This is a genomic window from Oryzicola mucosus, assembly GCF_014534685.1.
GTDB classification, from domain to species: Bacteria; Pseudomonadota; Alphaproteobacteria; order Rhizobiales; family Rhizobiaceae; genus Oryzicola; species Oryzicola mucosus.
The window spans coordinates 466,820-483,152 of sequence record NZ_JACVVX010000002.1; the positions used below are offsets into that span (position 1 = coordinate 466,820).

Below are 16,333 nucleotides of genomic sequence, written 5' to 3' on the forward strand. Positions count from 1 at the left end.
ATCGCATGCTAACCTTTCTCGTTGCGTTCGCGGATCAGTTCGCCGCACTGAATGTCTTCCGCTACATCACCTTCCGTACCGGTGGCGCGCTGATCACCTCAGCGCTGATCGTCTTCATTTTCGGACCGGCGATCATCAACTCGCTTCGCGTGAGACAGGGCAAGGGCCAGCCGATCCGCGCCGACGGACCGCAGACCCACTTCAAGAAGGCCGGTACGCCGACAATGGGCGGCCTGATGATCCTGTGCGGCATCATCGGTTCCTCGCTGCTCTGGGCGAACATCACCAGCATTTATGTCTGGGTCGTGCTTCTCGTCACGGTTGGCTTCGGCGCGATCGGTTTTTATGACGATTATCTCAAGGTCACCAAGCAGTCGCATATGGGCTTTTCGGGCAAGGCGCGCCTGGGGATCGAGTTCCTGATCGCCGGTATTGCCGCTATCTTCATCATGCAGGCCGGCCAGACCAACTTCTCGTCTTCGCTGACCTTCCCCTTCATCAAGGATCTGGTGATCAATCTCGGCTGGTTCTTCATTCCCTTCGCCTGTGTCGTCATCGTTGGCGCCGGCAATGCGGTGAACCTGACGGACGGGCTCGACGGGCTCGCCATCGTTCCGATCATGATCGCGGCCGCCACCTTCGGCATGATCGCCTATCTCTCGGGCAACGCGGTGTTCGCCGAGTATCTGCAGATCCATTTCGTGCCCGGCACCGGCGAACTGGCCGTGGTGCTCGGTGCGGTCATCGGCGCCGGCCTCGGGTTCCTCTGGTTCAACGCACCGCCGGCCGCGATCTTCATGGGCGACACGGGCTCGCTGGCGCTGGGCGGCCTGATCGGCACTGTGGCGGTGGCTACCAAGCATGAGATCGTGCTGGCAATCGTCGGCGGCCTGTTCGTCATGGAGGCGCTCTCGGTCATCATCCAGGTCGGCTACTTCAAAATGACCGGCAAGCGCGTGTTCCTGATGGCGCCGATCCATCACCATTTCGAAAAGCTCGGCTGGACCGAAAGCCAGGTGGTGATCCGGTTCTGGATCGTCGCCGTCATCCTGGCTCTCGTCGGCCTTTCCAGCCTCAAGCTGCGCTGAGGCTACGATGATCCCAGCCACCACATTCTCCGGCAAGAAGGTCGCCCTTTTCGGCCTCGGCGGATCGGGCATTGCGACAGCACTTTCGCTGCTGCAGGGTGGCGCTGCGGTCATCGCGTGGGACGACAATCCCGAAAGCGTTGCCAAGGCCGAGGCGCAGGGTATTATGACCGGCGATCTGCGCAGCGCGGATTGGGCAGGCATTTCCTCTTTCGTGCTGTCGCCGGGCGTGCCGCTGACCCACCCCAAGCCGCATTGGACGGTGGAACTCGCGCGGGGCGCGGGCGTCGAGATCATCGGCGATGTCGAGCTGTTCGCACGCGAACGGATCGCGCATGCGCCGGGTTCACCCTTCATTGCCATCACCGGCACCAACGGCAAGTCGACGACGACGGCCCTGATCGCCCACATCCTCAAGACAGCGGGCCGCGACACCCAGATGGGCGGCAATATCGGCCGGGCGGTGATGACGCTGGATTCGCCGACCTCGAAGCGGCATTACGTGGTCGAATGCTCATCCTACCAGATCGACCTCGCGCCTTCGATCAATCCGACAGCCGGCATCCTGCTCAACCTGACGCCGGACCATCTCGACCGCCACGGCACGATGCAGCACTACGCCGCCGTCAAGGAGCGTCTGGTCGCCGGCAGCGATACGGCGATCATCGGCGTGGACGATGCCTATTGCGCGCAGATTGCCGACCGTCTGGAGCGGGCGGGCCGAGATGTCGTGCGCATTTCCAAGCGCCTGCCGCTGACCGATGGTTATTTCGCGGATGGCACCCGGCTGATGAAGGCGTCGGCTGGCCGGTATACCGAAGTCGCGTCGCTCGAAGGCATCGGCTCCCTGCGCGGCCAGCACAATGCGCAGAACGCACTCGCGGCCATCGTCGCCTGCCTGAAGGCCGGACTGCGGCTGCCCGAAATCCGCGCCGGGCTTGAAAGCTTCCCGGGCCTTGCCCACCGCATGGAGCAGGTCGGGCGCAAGGATCACGTGCTCTTCGTCAACGATTCCAAGGCCACCAATGCGGATGCGGCTGCGCCGGCATTGTCGAGTTTCCCGCGAATCTACTGGATCGCCGGTGGCCTGCCAAAGGAAGGCGGCATCGAATCTCTGCGCGGTTTCTTCCCGCGCATCGCCCGTGCCTATCTGATCGGTGAGGCGGCACCCGCCTTTTCGGCAACGCTGGGCGAGGCAGCACCTTACGAGATTTCCGGAACGCTGGCTGCGGCTGTCGAACATGCGGCTCGCGATTCGGCTGCCGATCCAGCCGGCGAGGCGGTGGTTCTGCTGTCACCCGCCTGCGCCAGTTTCGACCAGTTCAAGAACTTCGAAATCCGCGGCGAAGCCTTCAGGCAAGCTGTGGCTGCTATTGATGGGGTGAAATCCATCGGAGGGACACGATAATGGCCGCGACAAGCCGTCTCGATACCAGTCCAGTCGCCGTCTGGTGGCGGACTGTCGACCGTTGGTTCCTCGCGGCATTCCTGTCGCTGATGGGGCTCGGCATCGTGCTGTCCTTCGCCGCCAGTCCGGCGGTGGCCGAGCGCATCGGCCTCGACAGCTTCCATTTCGCCACCCGTCAGATCATCTTCACGCTTCCCGCACTTGGCGTGATGCTTTTGGTGTCGTTCCTGAAGCCGCGCCAGATTCGCCGTCTGGCGCTGTTCATGCTGATCGCGATGCTGATTTGCATGGTCGCCGTGCTGTTTCTGGGCGTCGAGGTCAAGGGCGCGCGACGCTGGCTGTCTTTCGCCGGCGTGTCGATCCAGCCCTCGGAATTTCTCAAACCGGCCTTCGTCGTCATGTGCGCATGGCTGTTTGCTGAGCATAAGCGTCAGCCGGATATTCCCGGCAACTTCTTTGCCGTCGGCCTGCTGATCGTCGTGGTGACGCTGCTGGTCGCACAGCCCGACATGGGCCAGACGATTCTGGTTCTCGGCACCTGGGGCATCATGTTCTTCATGGCCGGATTGCCATGGTTCTGGATTGCGCTGTTGGGCGGCCTTGGCGTCGGCGGCGGCTTCGTCGCCTATGAGATGTTCGACCACGTCCGCGGCCGCATCGACCGCTTCCTGACGGGCGAGGGCGATACGTTTCAGGTCGACATGGGTCGCGATGCGCTGATCAATGGCGGCTGGTTCGGCGTCGGTCCGGGCGAGGGCACGGTCAAGCGCGTCATTCCCGATAGCCATGCCGACTTTGTCTTCGCGGTTGCGGGCGAGGAATTCGGGCTGTTCCTCTGCTTCGTCATCATGGTTCTGTTCGCCTTCATCGTGCTGCGCGGCCTGAGCATCGCGCTGAAGGAGCATGACGATTTCACCCGCTATGCGGTGGGCGGACTGGTCGTGGTCTTTGGCCTTCAGTCGGTCATCAACATGTGTGTGAACCTTCAGCTGATGCCTGCCAAGGGCATGACGCTGCCCTTCATCTCCTATGGCGGCTCCTCGCTCATCGCCATCGCCATCTCGATGGGCATGGTGTTGTCGCTGACCCGCAAAAAGCCGGAGAAGCGCCGTCAGATGGGCCTCGGCGCCAGCGTGCCTCCGCACAGCGTACCGGCAGAATAAGATGAGCAAGGGGGTCGTTCTGCTGTCCGCCGGAGGAACCGGCGGCCATCTTTTTCCTGCCGAGGCACTTGCCCATGAACTGGCCGCTCGCGGCTGGGAGGTGCATCTTGCTACAGACGCACGCGCCAACCGGTTCGCCGGCCATTTCCCGGCAAAAGCCGTCCATCCCATTGCTTCAGCGACGTTCGGCTCGAAGAATCCCATCGCGCTGATGCGATCCTTCTGGACGATCTGGAAGGGCGTGCGGCAGGCAACCGCCTTGCTGGCCAGGATCAAGCCGGTGGTGGTCGTGGGATTCGGCGGTTATCCGACGCTGCCGCCGCTCTATGCCGCGACGCGACGCGGCGTGCCCGCCATGGTGCACGAGCAGAACGCCGTGATGGGCCGTGCCAACAAGGCGCTTGCGGCGCGCGTTTCGGCCATTGCGGGAGGGTTTCTCAGGCCGAGCGGCACCTATGCGGACAAGATCGTTCAGGTCGGAAATCCGGTCCGGCCGGCTGTTCTGGCTCTGCAAGGCGCTGCTTTTGAAGCGCCTAAAGAGCACGACGCCATCAAGCTTCTCGTTTTCGGTGGCAGCCAGGGGGCGCGCTTCTTTTCGGAGATGGTTCCCGAAGCAATCGCCAAGCTGCCCGACGCTGTGAAAAAACGTCTGCGCGTCACCCAGCAGGCGCGCGCTGAGGACGAGACGAGGGTCAATGCGCGCTATACCGAGCTAGGTGTTTCCGCCGAAGTGGCGCCCTTCTTCTCCAACCTGCCGAACAAGATGGCCGACGCCCATCTCGTTCTCTCGCGGGCGGGGGCGTCGACGGTGCTGGAACTTTCCGTCATAGGCCGCCCGTCGATCCTCGTGCCGTTGCCGCACGCCCTGGATGACGACCAGGGTCACAACGCCCAGCTTCTGGTCGATGCAGGCGCGGCGTTGCTGAGGCGGCAACCCACCATTGATGCCGACAGCTTGGCCGGCGACATCATGTCGTTGATCGGCGAGCCTAATGGGCTTGCCAGGATGGCAGCCTCCGCACGCGGCGTCGCGCAAACCAACGCGACACAGTTGCTCGCCGACCTCACCGAGGCTATTGCGTCCGGCAAAACGATAACGGAATTCAAGGAAGGAATGCGCCCATGAAGATGCCGCAGACCATCGGTCTCGTCCATTTCATCGGCATTGGCGGCATAGGCATGAGCGGCATTGCCGAAGTGCTGCACAATCTCGGCTACAAGGTCCAGGGATCGGACCAGGCCGAGAGCGCCAATGTTCAGCGCCTGCGTGACAAGGGCATCGAGTGTTTCGTCGGCCATCGCGCCGAGAACATCGGGGATGCCGAAGTGGTTGTGGTCTCCACCGCGATCAAGAAGTCGAACCCTGAACTCATGGCAGCGCGCGAGAAGCTGCTGCCCATCGTTCGCCGCGCCGAGATGCTGGCGGAACTGATGCGCTTCCGCAATGCCATCGCCATCGGGGGCACGCACGGCAAGACCACGACGACCTCGATGGTCGCGACCCTGCTCGAAGCCGGCGCTCTCGACCCGACCGTCATCAATGGCGGCATCATCAACGCCTATGGCACCAACGCCCGCATGGGCGAGGGCGAGTGGATGGTGGTGGAGGCCGACGAGAGCGACGGCACCTTCCTGAAGCTGCCGGCCGACGTTGCCGTCGTCACCAATATCGATCCCGAGCATCTCGACCACTATGGCAATTTCGACCGGGTGCGCGAGGCGTTCCGCCAATTCGTCGAGAACGTGCCTTTCTACGGCTTCGGCGTGATGTGCACCGACCATCCCGAAGTACAGGCTCTTGTCAGCCGTATCGAGGACCGCCGTGTCATCACCTACGGCAACAATGCGCAGGCCGATGTTCGCTTCACCAATCATCGCATGGAAGGTGCCGCTTCGCTGTTCGACGTGGTCATCCGCAACCGGAAGACCGGAGGCGAGACCGTCATTTCCGAGCTGCGCCTGCCGATGCCAGGCCGACACAACGTCTCCAACGCTACGGCAGCTATCGCGGTGGCCTTCGAGCTCGGCATCGCGCCGGAGGCGATCAAGCGCGGCTTGTCGTCCTTCGGTGGTGTCAAGCGCCGCTTCACCCATACGGGAACCTGGAATGGGGTGGAGGTGTTCGACGACTACGGCCACCACCCCGTCGAGATCAAGGCGGTGCTGCGCGCCGCCCGCGATGCTACGAAGGGTCGGGTCATCGCCATTGCCCAGCCGCATCGCTTCACCCGCCTGCGCGACCTGTTCGACGATTTCTCGGCCTGCTTCAACGATGCCGATACGGTGATCCTCGCGCCCGTTTACACGGCGGGCGAAGATCCCATCGAGGGCATCACGTCGGAGTCCTTGACCTCGCGCATCCGCGCCGGCGGCCATCGCGATGCACGCTATATCGAAGGTCCGGACGCGATTGCGCCGCTGGTCCGTTCGCTGGCCAAGTCCGGCGACTTTGTCGTCTTCCTCGGCGCCGGCAACATAACCCAATGGGCCTATGCCCTGCCGAAGGATCTCGCGGGAGCGGGATCATGACAGCCGGCGACGCGCTGCTCGCCAGGCTTGGCGACAGGCTTTCGGGTCTGCGCGGCCGTATGACGCCCAATGCCGAGATGGAGAAGATCACCTGGTTCAGAGCCGGCGGTCTGGCCGACGTACTCTACCAGCCCGCCGACGAGGATGACCTCGCGGCTTTCCTGAAGGCTGTGCCGCTGGATGTGCCGGTTGTGGTGGTGGGCATCGGTTCCAACCTTCTGGTGCGCGAAGGCGGCATTGCGGGCTTCGTCGTCCGCTTGTCGGCGAAGGGTTTCGGCGAGGCGGAGGTGATTTCCGAAACGCGGATCAGGGCGGGGGCTGCCTGTCCCGACAAACGCTTGGCGGGCGTCGCGCTCGAAGCCGGCATCGGCGGATTTCATTTCTATCATGGCATTCCGGGCGGCGTCGGGGGTGCCCTGCGCATGAATGCGGGCGCCAACGGCGTCGAAACCCGCGAGCGGGTGGTCGAAGTCCGCGCACTCGACCGTCAGGGCAACCTGCATGTGCTGTCGAATGAAGAGATGGGCTACGCCTACCGCCATTCCTCGGCCGCAGCCGATCTCATCTTCACCTCGGCTGTCTTTGAAGGATACCCAGAAGACAAGGCTCGAATCCGCGAGGCGATGGTCGCCGTCCAGCATCACCGCGAGACGGTTCAACCGATCCGCGAGAAGACGGGCGGCTCGACCTTCAAGAACCCCGAAGGCACGTCCGCCTGGAAGGAAATCGACAAAGCAGGCTGTCGCGGGCTTCTGATCGGGGGCGCGCAGATGTCACCGATGCACTGCAACTTCATGATCAACACCGGAACGGCCACCGGCTTCGACCTTGAATTTTTGGGAGAGACGGTGCGCGCTCGCGTGCTTGAGGCTTCCGGAATTCGCCTGCATTGGGAAATCAAGCGAATAGGGCGATTCAAGTCCGGACGCGAAGTGCAGGAATTCCTTGGGCAATTGCTCTGAGGCTAAAGTGCTTCCTGAAGGCCTTGCGCAAGCTTCGCGAAGGCCTCCTCATCTAAGTGTAAGGCAAAGTGAATCAATCGGAATCTTGAGGACTTGCCTCTGAATCCAGTCTCTGATTCTTTGGCCTAAAGCGTTTCCTGATTTGAGTCGTTTCGACGCGTAACGCGTATCTTCCGTCTGGAGGGGCAACCTGCCGGAAGACTCGGACTCACTTCAGAATTTGGTGTTCGTGTAGAGAGGGGAAAATGGGGAAATGAAGTCCAAGCATGTTGCCGTGCTCATGGGTGGCTTTTCGTCCGAGCGTCCGGTTTCCCTGTCTTCCGGCAAGGCGTGCGCCGATGCGCTCGAGGTCGAAGGGTATCGCGTGACCCGCGTGGACGTGACCCGCGACGTCGGCGCTGTGCTTGCTGAGCTTCGTCCCGATGTCGCTTTCAACGCTTTGCATGGCCCATTCGGCGAAGACGGGACGATCCAGGGCATCCTCGAATATCTCGGCATTCCCTATACGCATTCCGGTGTTCTAGCCTCAGCGCTTGCCATGAACAAGGAGCGGTCCAAAACGATCGCCAGGGCGGTGGGTATCCCCGTCGCTGAATCGAAGGTCGTCTCCCGCTTTTCGATTCGCAACGAACACCCCATGAAGCCGCCCTATGTGGTGAAGCCAGTGGCTGAGGGATCGAGCTTCGGCGTGGTCATCGTGAAGGAGGATCAGTCGCATCCGCCGCAGGTCATCAGTTCGTCCGAGTGGCGTTATGGCGATACCGTGATGGTCGAGCGCTACATCCATGGCCGAGAGCTGACCTGCGCCGTTATGGGCGATGTCGCGCTCGGTGTTTGCGAGATCATCCCGACCGGTCACGCCTTCTATGACTACGACTCGAAATATGTTGCCGGCGGCTCAAAGCACGAATGCCCGGCAAAACTTTCACCAAATATTTACCAAAAAATACAAACACTCGCACTCAAGGCTCACCAAGCGATCGGCTGTCGGGGCGTCTCCCGATCTGACTTCCGCTATGACGATCGCGTCTCCGAAGAAGGGGAGGTCGTCTGGCTGGAGGTCAACACTCAACCCGGCATGACGCCGACCTCTCTGGTGCCCGAAATCGCTGCGCAGGCCGGTCATCCGTTCGGCGGTCTGTTGAGTTGGATGGTGGAGGACGCGTCGTGTCTTCGTTGAGATTTGGGACATCGGGACGGGGATGCGGCGATTCGCTGCTGCCTTTCGGCGGCTCCCGTTTGCGCCGCTATCTCGTGCTGCCGCGCTTCATGCGCCGGCACGTTCGCCATGCCGGCCGCCTGATGCGCGGGGACTTCGTCGCGCCCCGTTATGCCGCAACGATGCTGTCGGCGGCCTATATCGGCGGTGCGGTGGCCTATGGCACCTATCTCGGCGGTCATATGCCGGAAGTGGTTCAAACCATCACCGCCCATAGCGGTTTCGCAGTCGATGAGATCCAGGTTTCGGGCAATCGCGAGACGTCGGAGATCGATGTGCTCGACCGACTCGAGCTGAACGGATGGACATCGCTGATCGGCTTCAATCCCGACGAGGCGCGCGAGCGCATCCAGAGCCTGCCCTGGGTGGAGACCGCGACCGTCCGCAAGACCTATCCCGATTCGATCGAAGTGAAGATCGTGGAGCGTGAAGCCTTTGCAATCTGGCAGACGGCGGGTCAGCTCAATGTCATCGAGCGTTCCGGCCGCATCATCGCACCGTTCGACGGCGGGCGGCAGGCCTCGCTTCCACTGATCGTGGGCGCCGGCGCGCCGGAAGGCGCCATCAGCTTCATCGACCGCGTGGCGGCCTATCCCGAACTCGCCGCACGGGTGAAGGGATATGTCCGCATCGGCGAACGCCGTTGGGACATTCGGCTTGAAAACGGCATCACCGTGAAGCTGCCGGAGTTCGGCGAGGAAGCGGCAATGGCGGATCTGCTGCAGCAGCAGCGCGAAAACGGACTGTTGGACAAGGATATCGCTGTCGTCGACATGCGTATCGCCGACAGGATGGTCGTCCAGTTGACGCCGGGAGCGATGGAGCGCCGCGAAGCGGAGCTGAAGCAGCGCGGCAAGACCAATGCAGGTAAGCGCATATGAGCTGGCTGGGCGGAAAAAACGAAGGACCCTCGCGCCGTTCCGGCGTGTTGACGGTGCTGGACATCGGCTCCAACAAGGTCTGCTGCATCATTGCGCGCCTGAAGCCACGCGAAGGTGCGCGGCTGCTCAAGGGACGTACCCACGACGTTCAGGTCATCGGCATCGGCCACCAGAAATCGCAAGGTGTGAAGTCCGGCGTCATCGTCGATCTCGCCAAGGCCGAGCAGGCGATCCGCCTCGCGGTCGATGCGGCCGAACGCATGGCCGGCCTGACGGTCGAGTCGTTACTGGTCAATCTCAGCGCCGGGCGTCTCAAGAGCCAGGCGTTTACCGCGAACGTCAATCTCGGCGGACATGAGGTCGACGAGAACGACGTCACCCGCGTGCTCGCAGCCGGCGCCAAGCAGGCGCTGCGGGCCGAGCGCGAAGTCATTCACTCCCTGCCTGTCGGCTTTTCGCTCGACGGCGAGCGCGGCATCCGCGATCCACGCGGCATGGTCGGCGAGACGCTTGGCGTTGACATGCATGTGCTGACCGGCGACGCGGCGCCCCTGCGCAATCTGGAGCTCTGCATCAACCGCTCGCATCTGTCGGTCGAGCAACTGATCGCGACCCCTTATGCCAGCGGCCTTGCGGCGCTTGTCGACGACGAGCTGGAAATGGGTGCTGCCTGCATCGACATGGGCGGCGGTACGACGACGATGTCGATCTTCTCCGAGGGCAAGCTGGTTCGCGCCGATTCGGTGCCGATCGGCGGCAATCATGTAACGCTCGACCTCGCCAAGGGTCTTTCGATGCGTCTCGAAGACGCCGAGCGTCTCAAGGTGATGCATGGTTCGGCGCTGTCGGGCAGTGCAGACGACCGCGACCTGGTGACCATCCAGCCGATCGGCAGCCTCGACGACGGCGAAGTGCCGGTGCAGGTGCCGCGCTCGGTGATGATGCGCATCATCCGGGCCCGCGTCGAAGAGACGCTGGAAGCGATGCGCGACCGAATCAACAAGTCCGGCTACGGCAACGCGGTGGGCAAGCGGGTGGTTCTGACGGGTGGTGCAAGCCAGCTGGTCGGTATGCCGGAAGCGGCAAGGCGCATCCTGGGACGCAATGTCCGGATCGGTCGTCCGCTCGGTGTGGCCGGGCTGCCGGAAGCGGCGAAAGGCCCAGCCTTCGCAACGTCGGTAGGTCTTTTGATCTATCCGCAAGTCGCGAGTTTCGAGAGCCGGTTTGCGAAAGGCTCCTCCTCGTTCCGGATGACCGGGACGGGAGGGCGCTTCTCGCGGATGGGCCAGTGGTTGAGAGACAGTTTTTGAGTAATGACGGGGTCAGCCCCAGTGGCAGCCGCGGCGGCGCAGCGGCGGGAAAGGCGAAAAGGACGACATCAATGACGATAAATCTTCAAAAACCCGATATTACGGAGCTGAAGCCACGGATCACCGTGTTCGGCGTCGGCGGCGGCGGCGGCAATGCCGTCAACAACATGATCACGGCCGGTCTGCGTGGCGTCGAATTCGTCGTCGCCAACACCGATGCGCAGGCCTTGACGATGTCGAAGGCCGAACGCCTGATCCAGCTGGGCGCCCACGTCACGGAAGGTCTCGGCGCCGGATCGCAGCCTGAAGTCGGTCGCGCCGCTGCCGAGGAGTGCATCGACGAGATCATCGATCATCTGTCCAACACGCATATGTGCTTCGTCACCGCCGGCATGGGCGGGGGCACCGGAACCGGTGCTGCTCCCGTTGTTGCCCGCGCTGCCCGCGAAAAAGGCATTCTGACGGTTGGCGTCGTCACCAAGCCGTTCCACTTCGAAGGCCAGCGCCGCATGAAGACGGCCGACCTGGGTATCGAGGAACTGCAGAAGTGCGTCGATACCCTGATCGTCATCCCCAACCAGAACCTCTTCCGTCTCGCCAACGACAAGACGACCTTCGCCGACGCTTTCGCCATGGCTGACCAGGTTCTGTATTCGGGCGTTGCCTGCATCACCGACCTGATGGTCAAGGAAGGCTTGATCAACCTCGACTTCGCCGACGTCCGTTCGGTGATGCGCGAGATGGGCAAGGCGATGATGGGCACCGGCGAAGCTTCGGGCGAGGGCCGCGCAATGGCCGCTGCGGAAGCTGCGATCGCCAACCCGTTGCTCGACGAAACCTCGATGAAGGGTGCGAAAGGCCTGCTGATCTCCATCACCGGCGGCCGCGACCTGACCCTGTTCGAAGTGGACGAAGCCGCGACCCGCATCCGCGAGGAAGTCGACCAGGACGCCAACATCATCCTGGGCGCGACCTTCGACGAGGAACTGGAAGGCGTCATTCGCGTGTCGGTCGTCGCGACCGGCATCGACAAGACGGCTGCCGAAATCGCCGCAGCCCCGATCACCATCCGTCAGCCGATCAAGCCGTCCCCTCGGCCGGCGGCTGATTCGCGTCCGGCTCCTGCACAGCAGGTTCAGCTGGATCAGCCGCGGTTAGAAATTCGTGCCGCCGACCCCGTAGCAGAAGCCATGCAGATGGCTGAGCAGAATGCCTTCCATGCCCAGCCGCGCCCCGCAGCCCCGCATGCCGACGAGTTCCGTCCGCAGAGCAAGCTGTTCCAGGCGCCTCCGGCTGCTCCGGTCGCCCAGGCTCCGGTTCAGCATGTACAGCCGCAGCCCGCACCCGTTGCCCAGGCCCCGCTGCGCGAGGCCGTGCAGCAGCCCGCTCCCGCGCCTGTCCAGCCGCGCATGCCGCGCGTCGAGGACTTCCCGCCGGTGGTGCGTGCAGAGGTCGAAGCCAAGAGCCATCCGGTCGATCATGAAGAGCGCGGTCCGATGGGCCTGCTCAAGCGCTTGACCAATGGTTTGACCCGGCGCGAGGAAGAACCGGCCCGTCTGCAGCCCGCAGCACAGGCGCCGCGCGAGCCGAAGTTGCGCCAGCCGGCACCTGAAACCCGCCGTGCGCCGAGCCAGGAAGCCCAGCTCTATGCGCCGCGGCGCGGTCAGCTGGACGACCAGGGCCGTGTCTCGCCGCAGCCGCGTGCGACTCATGAAGAAGATCAGTTGGAGATTCCGGCCTTTCTTCGCCGCCAAGCGAACTGATTGTTAACGTCTTGTAACAATCATTAACAGGCGAGCGTACCCACGTTCGCCTGTTTTCGGTTAAAAGAGATTAAAATCAATAGCTTGCCTATGTATAGGAATGTGGTTGCGTCGTTACATGGAGTAAGAAACCGTGATTTGGAGTCTCAAGTCCGGAATACTATCTTCGCCGCGTTATAAGCTCGGTTGGATGGTGATTTATGGGGATGGGGTCCCTCCGATCGATGCAAGAAAGAGCCGCGCTCCTTCCTTAGGTGAAGCGGACCTAGGCTGAATGGGCGCATGGGGATAATTTTGCACGACTATCAAACAACTCTGAAGTCCCGCGTCACCCTGTCTGGTGTTGGAGTGCACAGCGGCAAGCCGGTGTCTCTGACCTTCCTTCCCGCAGATGCGGATACGGGCGTGGTGTTTCAGACGGCAGGCCGCGACCTGCGCGCGCTCGTCTCCGAAGTCGGCGCCACCGACCTTTGCACGATGCTTGGTGATCCGGCCGGCGAACATGTCGCCACCGTCGAGCACCTCATGGGCGCGCTGTTTGGGCTTGGAATCGACAACCTCGTGATTGAGATCGATGGCGGCGAAGTGCCGATCATGGACGGCAGTTCCTCGCATTTCGTCGAGGCCATCGATCAGGCCGGCATCGAGACGCAGAGCGTAAAACGCCGTTATATCCGTGTCTTAAAGCCTGTTCGCATCGAAAACGGTGCATCCTGGGCGGAGTTTCGTCCCTATGGCGGCACCCGCTTCGAGGTCGAGATCGATTTCGAAAGCCCGGTCATCGGACGGCAGTCTTTCGCCTCGGACATCAACGACGACATCTTCCGCAACGAGATTTCCCGCGCCCGCACCTTCGGCTTCATGAAGGATGTGGAGCGGCTGTGGGCCGCCGGCTACGCGCTCGGCTCGTCGCTTGAGAACTCGGTGGTGATCGGCGACGACAACCGCGTCATCAACATGGAAGGCCTGCGCTTCCCCAACGAGTTCGTGCGTCACAAGACGCTGGACGCGATGGGCGATCTGGCGCTTGCCGGTGCGCGCTTCATCGGTTGCTTCCGCTCCTATCGCGGTGGACACCGCCTCAACGCGGCAGCGCTTCGCCGGCTGTTGTCGGATCGTTCGGCCTTCGAGATCGTCGAGACGACCCGTCGCGAGCGCGGCAGGTCGGCTGAAATGATCGCGGTCAATGCCGCCGTCTATGCGCCGTGGATGCTCTGATCCCTCGTTTGCGCCTCAGATCTGTTGTTTTCATGCATCACTCCGCGCGGAAAAGCGTTGTCGCTTTTCTCGCGGGTAACGCGCCACAAAAATGCGCGAATGCGCGCCGATAGCGTTGCCGGGTAAGGCCAGTTATGATCTATGGCGTGTGGCCGGTGGGCTAAACGACGCCGAAGGGACGGAATTCCGCAATGATTCTGAAATCAGCCGATGAGACGAGGCATCCTTTGCGCACGGCGCTATTGGCGGTCTCGCTGCTTGCCCCGGTGGTGCTCGCAGGTTGCCAGTCGGCCGAGAAGGATCTCGATCTTTCGACCTATGTCGAGACGACCGAACCCGCCGACGTTCTTTACAATCAGGGCCTCGCCAACCTGGAAGCCGGCCGCCTGAAAGAGGCGAGCCGTAAGTTCGACGCGCTCGACCGCCAGCACCCCTATTCGGAATGGGCGCGCAAGGCCAAGGTGATGGGCGCATTCGCCAATTACCGCCAGGGCTCGTATGAGGATGCGATTGCCGGCGCCAAGGGTTACCTTGCGCTCTATCCGTCCTCCGAGGACGCGGCCTATGCGCAGTACATCATCGGCCTCAGCTATTTCCGCCAGATCCGCGACGTGACGCAGGACCAAAAGGAAGCCCGCCGCACCATCGAGGCGATGGAAGAGCTGATCGAGCGCTGGCCCGACTCTGAATATGTCGACGATGCGCGTGACAAGATACGCTTCGCCCGCGACCAGCTCGCCGGCAAGGAAATGCAGATCGGCCGCTATTATCTCGAGCGTCGTGAATATATCGCCGCCACCAAGCGCTTCCGCAATGTGGTCGAAAACTATTCCAACACGCGCCATGTCGAAGAAGCCTTGGCGCGTCTGGTCGAGGCCTATTATGCGATGGGCTTGACGTCCGAAGCGCAGACGGCCGCCGCCGTTCTGGGCCACAATTATCCGGACAGCCCGTGGTACAAGGACTCCTACAAGCTGCTGCAGACGAACGGCCTCGAGCCGCGCGAAAATGCCGGTTCGTGGATTTCAAAAGCCGGAAAGATGTTCTCGGGAGCCTGATCGGCCAGCAATGTTAGCTCGACTGTCGATCCGCGATATCGTCCTGATTGAGCGGCTGGATATCGATTTTGCTTCCGGGCTGTCGGTGCTCACCGGCGAGACTGGTGCGGGAAAATCCATTCTTCTCGACGCTTTGTCGCTCGCGCTCGGCGCGCGCGGCGATGCCTCGCTTGTCCGCCATGGCGTCAACCAAGGCCAGGTGACGGCGGTGTTCGACGTTCCCGGCAACCACCCCGCACGCAGCATCCTCGCCGACAATGCTATCGAAGACGATGGCGATATCATCCTGCGCCGTGTGCAGACTGCCGATGGCCGTACGCGTGTTTTCGTCAACGACCAGCCGTCGAGCGTGACTTTGATGCGCGACATCGGTCGCGCCCTGGTGGAAATCCATGGCCAGCACGATGACCGCGCTCTGGTCGACGCCGCGGCGCATCGTGAGTTGCTGGATTCCTTCGGCGGGCATGTCGGCGAGGCAAGGGCGGTTGCCGCCGCATGGCGCCAATGGCGTACCGCCGAGCAAGAGCTTTCGCGGCATCGCGCGCGCGTCGAGGCTGCGGCACGCGAGGCGGATTATCTGCGTGCCGCGGTGGCCGAACTGATCAAGCTCGATCCCCAGCCGGGCGAGGAATCCGAACTGGCCGAAATCCGCGCCTCGATGATGCGGGTGGAGAAGATCGCCTCGGAAATCCAGGATGCGCAGGATGTACTCTCCGGCCCGTCATCGCCGCTGCCGCAGATTGCCAGCCTGCTCCGCCGCCTGCAGCGTAAATCAGCCGAAGCGCCGGGCCTGCTCGACGAGGTGGTGAAGTCGCTCGACGAAGCTTTGATTTCGCTCGATGCCGCCCAGTCCGGGGTCGAGGCGGCCATGCGGGCGAGCGAGTACGATCCGCAGAAGCTGGAAAAGGCCGAGGAGCGACTGTTTGCGCTGCGCGCAGCCTCGCGCAAGCACAGCGTCCAGGTCGATGACCTCGCCCAGTTGCGCGACACGATGTCGGCCGATCTGGCCGATCTCGATGCCGGCGAGGAGAAGCTGGGCATTCTGGAAAAGCAGGCAGCCACGCTGCGCGATGCCTATGACAGGCTTGCCGCGCATCTATCGGAACTGCGTCAAACGGCGGCCATCGCCTTGCGCAAGGCCGTGATGTCGGAATTGCCGGCGTTGAAGCTGGAGCGTGCCGACTTCATTGTCGAACTTGCCACCGAGGCCGACAACAGGCTTGAGGAGGGCATCGACCAGGTCGAATTCTGGGTGCGCACCAATCCCGGCACCCGCGCCGGCCCGATGATGAAGGTTGCTTCCGGCGGCGAGCTGTCGCGCTTCCTGCTGGCGCTCAAGGTGGCGCTGGCCGATCGGGGCTCCGCACCCACACTGGTCTTCGACGAGATCGATACGGGCGTTGGCGGCGCTGTGGCAGATGCCATCGGGCAGCGGCTGGCGCGTCTTGCCGGCAGCGTGCAGGTGCTGTCCGTCACGCATGCGCCGCAGGTCGCGGCACGCGCCCACACCCATTACCTGATCTCCAAGTCCGGCAATTCCGACCGTGTGGCCACCGACATTGCCGAGATGGACCGACCGGCCCGGCAGGAAGAGATTGCACGCATGCTGGCCGGCGCCACCATCACCGAGGAAGCCCGCGCCGCCGCCGAGCGCCTGCTGCGGGAAAATACGGCTTCCTAAGCTGGCAACTTGAGTCAGGAGCGGCGCGTAAATGCCTGCCCGACGTAGAGATT

General features: G+C 62.7%; 13 protein-coding genes. All 13 read left to right on the forward strand.

Translation table 11 applies throughout. The features are described 5' to 3' along the window. Positions 1 to 5: 5 nt before the first annotated feature. Positions 6 to 1,088 carry a phospho-N-acetylmuramoyl-pentapeptide-transferase gene (gene mraY / locus ICI42_RS08640; protein ID WP_188164145.1) on the forward strand — a complete coding sequence of 361 codons (1,083 nt, stop codon included), beginning with the start codon at positions 6 to 8 and terminating at the stop codon, positions 1,086 to 1,088. A 7-nt stretch (positions 1,089 to 1,095) separates the two neighbouring features. Continuing rightward, complete coding sequence (murD, locus tag ICI42_RS08645; RefSeq protein ID WP_188164146.1) at positions 1,096 to 2,496, forward strand: UDP-N-acetylmuramoyl-L-alanine--D-glutamate ligase; 1,401 nt, start codon at positions 1,096 to 1,098, stop codon at positions 2,494 to 2,496. Then, entirely contained in the window at positions 2,496 to 3,659 is a 1,164-nt protein-coding gene (gene ftsW, locus ICI42_RS08650) for a putative lipid II flippase FtsW (protein ID WP_188164147.1), read from the forward strand. The genes murD and ftsW overlap by 1 nt, the downstream gene beginning before the upstream one ends. Before the next feature lies 1 nt (position 3,660). Further along, the gene (gene murG / locus ICI42_RS08655) at positions 3,661 to 4,785 is read left to right on the forward strand and encodes an undecaprenyldiphospho-muramoylpentapeptide beta-N-acetylglucosaminyltransferase (RefSeq protein ID WP_188164148.1); all 1,125 of its coding nucleotides are present in this window, start codon (positions 3,661 to 3,663) and stop codon (positions 4,783 to 4,785) included. Continuing rightward, positions 4,782 to 6,188, forward strand: a complete 1,407-nt coding sequence (gene murC / locus ICI42_RS08660; RefSeq protein ID WP_188164149.1) for a UDP-N-acetylmuramate--L-alanine ligase — start codon at positions 4,782 to 4,784, stop codon at positions 6,186 to 6,188. The genes murG and murC overlap by 4 nt, the downstream gene beginning before the upstream one ends. Next, a complete protein-coding gene (gene murB / locus ICI42_RS08665) occupies positions 6,185 to 7,150 on the forward strand; it encodes a UDP-N-acetylmuramate dehydrogenase (RefSeq protein ID WP_188164150.1) in 966 nt (321 codons plus the stop codon). The genes murC and murB overlap by 4 nt, the downstream gene beginning before the upstream one ends. 253 nt (positions 7,151 to 7,403) lie before the next feature. After that, entirely contained in the window at positions 7,404 to 8,330 is a 927-nt protein-coding gene (locus ICI42_RS08670) for a D-alanine--D-alanine ligase (RefSeq protein WP_188164151.1), read from the forward strand. Next, complete coding sequence (locus tag ICI42_RS08675) at positions 8,318 to 9,250, forward strand: cell division protein FtsQ/DivIB (protein WP_188164152.1); 933 nt, start codon at positions 8,318 to 8,320, stop codon at positions 9,248 to 9,250. Before ICI42_RS08670 ends, ICI42_RS08675 begins: the two co-directional genes overlap by 13 nt. Further along, positions 9,247 to 10,560, forward strand: coding sequence for a cell division protein FtsA (gene ftsA / locus ICI42_RS08680; RefSeq protein WP_188164153.1), 1,314 nt, complete (start codon positions 9,247 to 9,249; stop codon positions 10,558 to 10,560). Before ICI42_RS08675 ends, ftsA begins: the two co-directional genes overlap by 4 nt. A 71-nt stretch (positions 10,561 to 10,631) precedes the next feature. Then, positions 10,632 to 12,323: a cell division protein FtsZ gene (gene ftsZ, locus ICI42_RS08685; protein ID WP_188164154.1), complete on the forward strand. Its 1,692-nt coding sequence runs from the start codon at positions 10,632 to 10,634 to the stop codon at positions 12,321 to 12,323. Between the two features lie 282 nt (positions 12,324 to 12,605). Further along, positions 12,606 to 13,541, forward strand: coding sequence for a UDP-3-O-acyl-N-acetylglucosamine deacetylase (gene lpxC / locus ICI42_RS08690; protein ID WP_188164155.1), 936 nt, complete (start codon positions 12,606 to 12,608; stop codon positions 13,539 to 13,541). Between the two features lie 191 nt (positions 13,542 to 13,732). Beyond that, complete coding sequence (locus tag ICI42_RS08695; protein ID WP_188164156.1) at positions 13,733 to 14,599, forward strand: outer membrane protein assembly factor BamD; 867 nt, start codon at positions 13,733 to 13,735, stop codon at positions 14,597 to 14,599. A gap of 10 nt (positions 14,600 to 14,609) precedes the next feature. Next, the gene (gene recN, locus ICI42_RS08700) at positions 14,610 to 16,280 is read left to right on the forward strand and encodes a DNA repair protein RecN (RefSeq protein ID WP_188164157.1); all 1,671 of its coding nucleotides are present in this window, start codon (positions 14,610 to 14,612) and stop codon (positions 16,278 to 16,280) included. The last annotated feature ends 53 nt before the right edge of the window (positions 16,281 to 16,333 follow it).

Bases quoted from the DNA above. Each gene is read 5' to 3' on its own strand.
- recN (WP_188164157.1), top strand. From the start codon at position 14,610: ATGTTAGCTCGACTGTCGATCCGCGATATCGTCCTGATTGAGCGGCTG.
- ICI42_RS08670 (WP_188164151.1), top strand. From the start codon at position 7,404: ATGAAGTCCAAGCATGTTGCCGTGCTCATGGGTGGCTTTTCGTCCGAG.
- mraY (WP_188164145.1), top strand. From the start codon at position 6: ATGCTAACCTTTCTCGTTGCGTTCGCGGATCAGTTCGCCGCACTGAAT.
- murG (WP_188164148.1), top strand. From the start codon at position 3,661: ATGAGCAAGGGGGTCGTTCTGCTGTCCGCCGGAGGAACCGGCGGCCAT.
- ftsA (WP_188164153.1), top strand. From the start codon at position 9,247: ATGAGCTGGCTGGGCGGAAAAAACGAAGGACCCTCGCGCCGTTCCGGC.
- murC (WP_188164149.1), top strand. From the start codon at position 4,782: ATGAAGATGCCGCAGACCATCGGTCTCGTCCATTTCATCGGCATTGGC.
- ftsW (WP_188164147.1), top strand. From the start codon at position 2,496: ATGGCCGCGACAAGCCGTCTCGATACCAGTCCAGTCGCCGTCTGGTGG.
- murD (WP_188164146.1), top strand. From the start codon at position 1,096: ATGATCCCAGCCACCACATTCTCCGGCAAGAAGGTCGCCCTTTTCGGC.
- lpxC (WP_188164155.1), top strand. From the start codon at position 12,606: ATGGGGATAATTTTGCACGACTATCAAACAACTCTGAAGTCCCGCGTC.
- murB (WP_188164150.1), top strand. From the start codon at position 6,185: ATGACAGCCGGCGACGCGCTGCTCGCCAGGCTTGGCGACAGGCTTTCG.
- ftsZ (WP_188164154.1), top strand. From the start codon at position 10,632: ATGACGATAAATCTTCAAAAACCCGATATTACGGAGCTGAAGCCACGG.
- ICI42_RS08695 (WP_188164156.1), top strand. From the start codon at position 13,733: ATGATTCTGAAATCAGCCGATGAGACGAGGCATCCTTTGCGCACGGCG.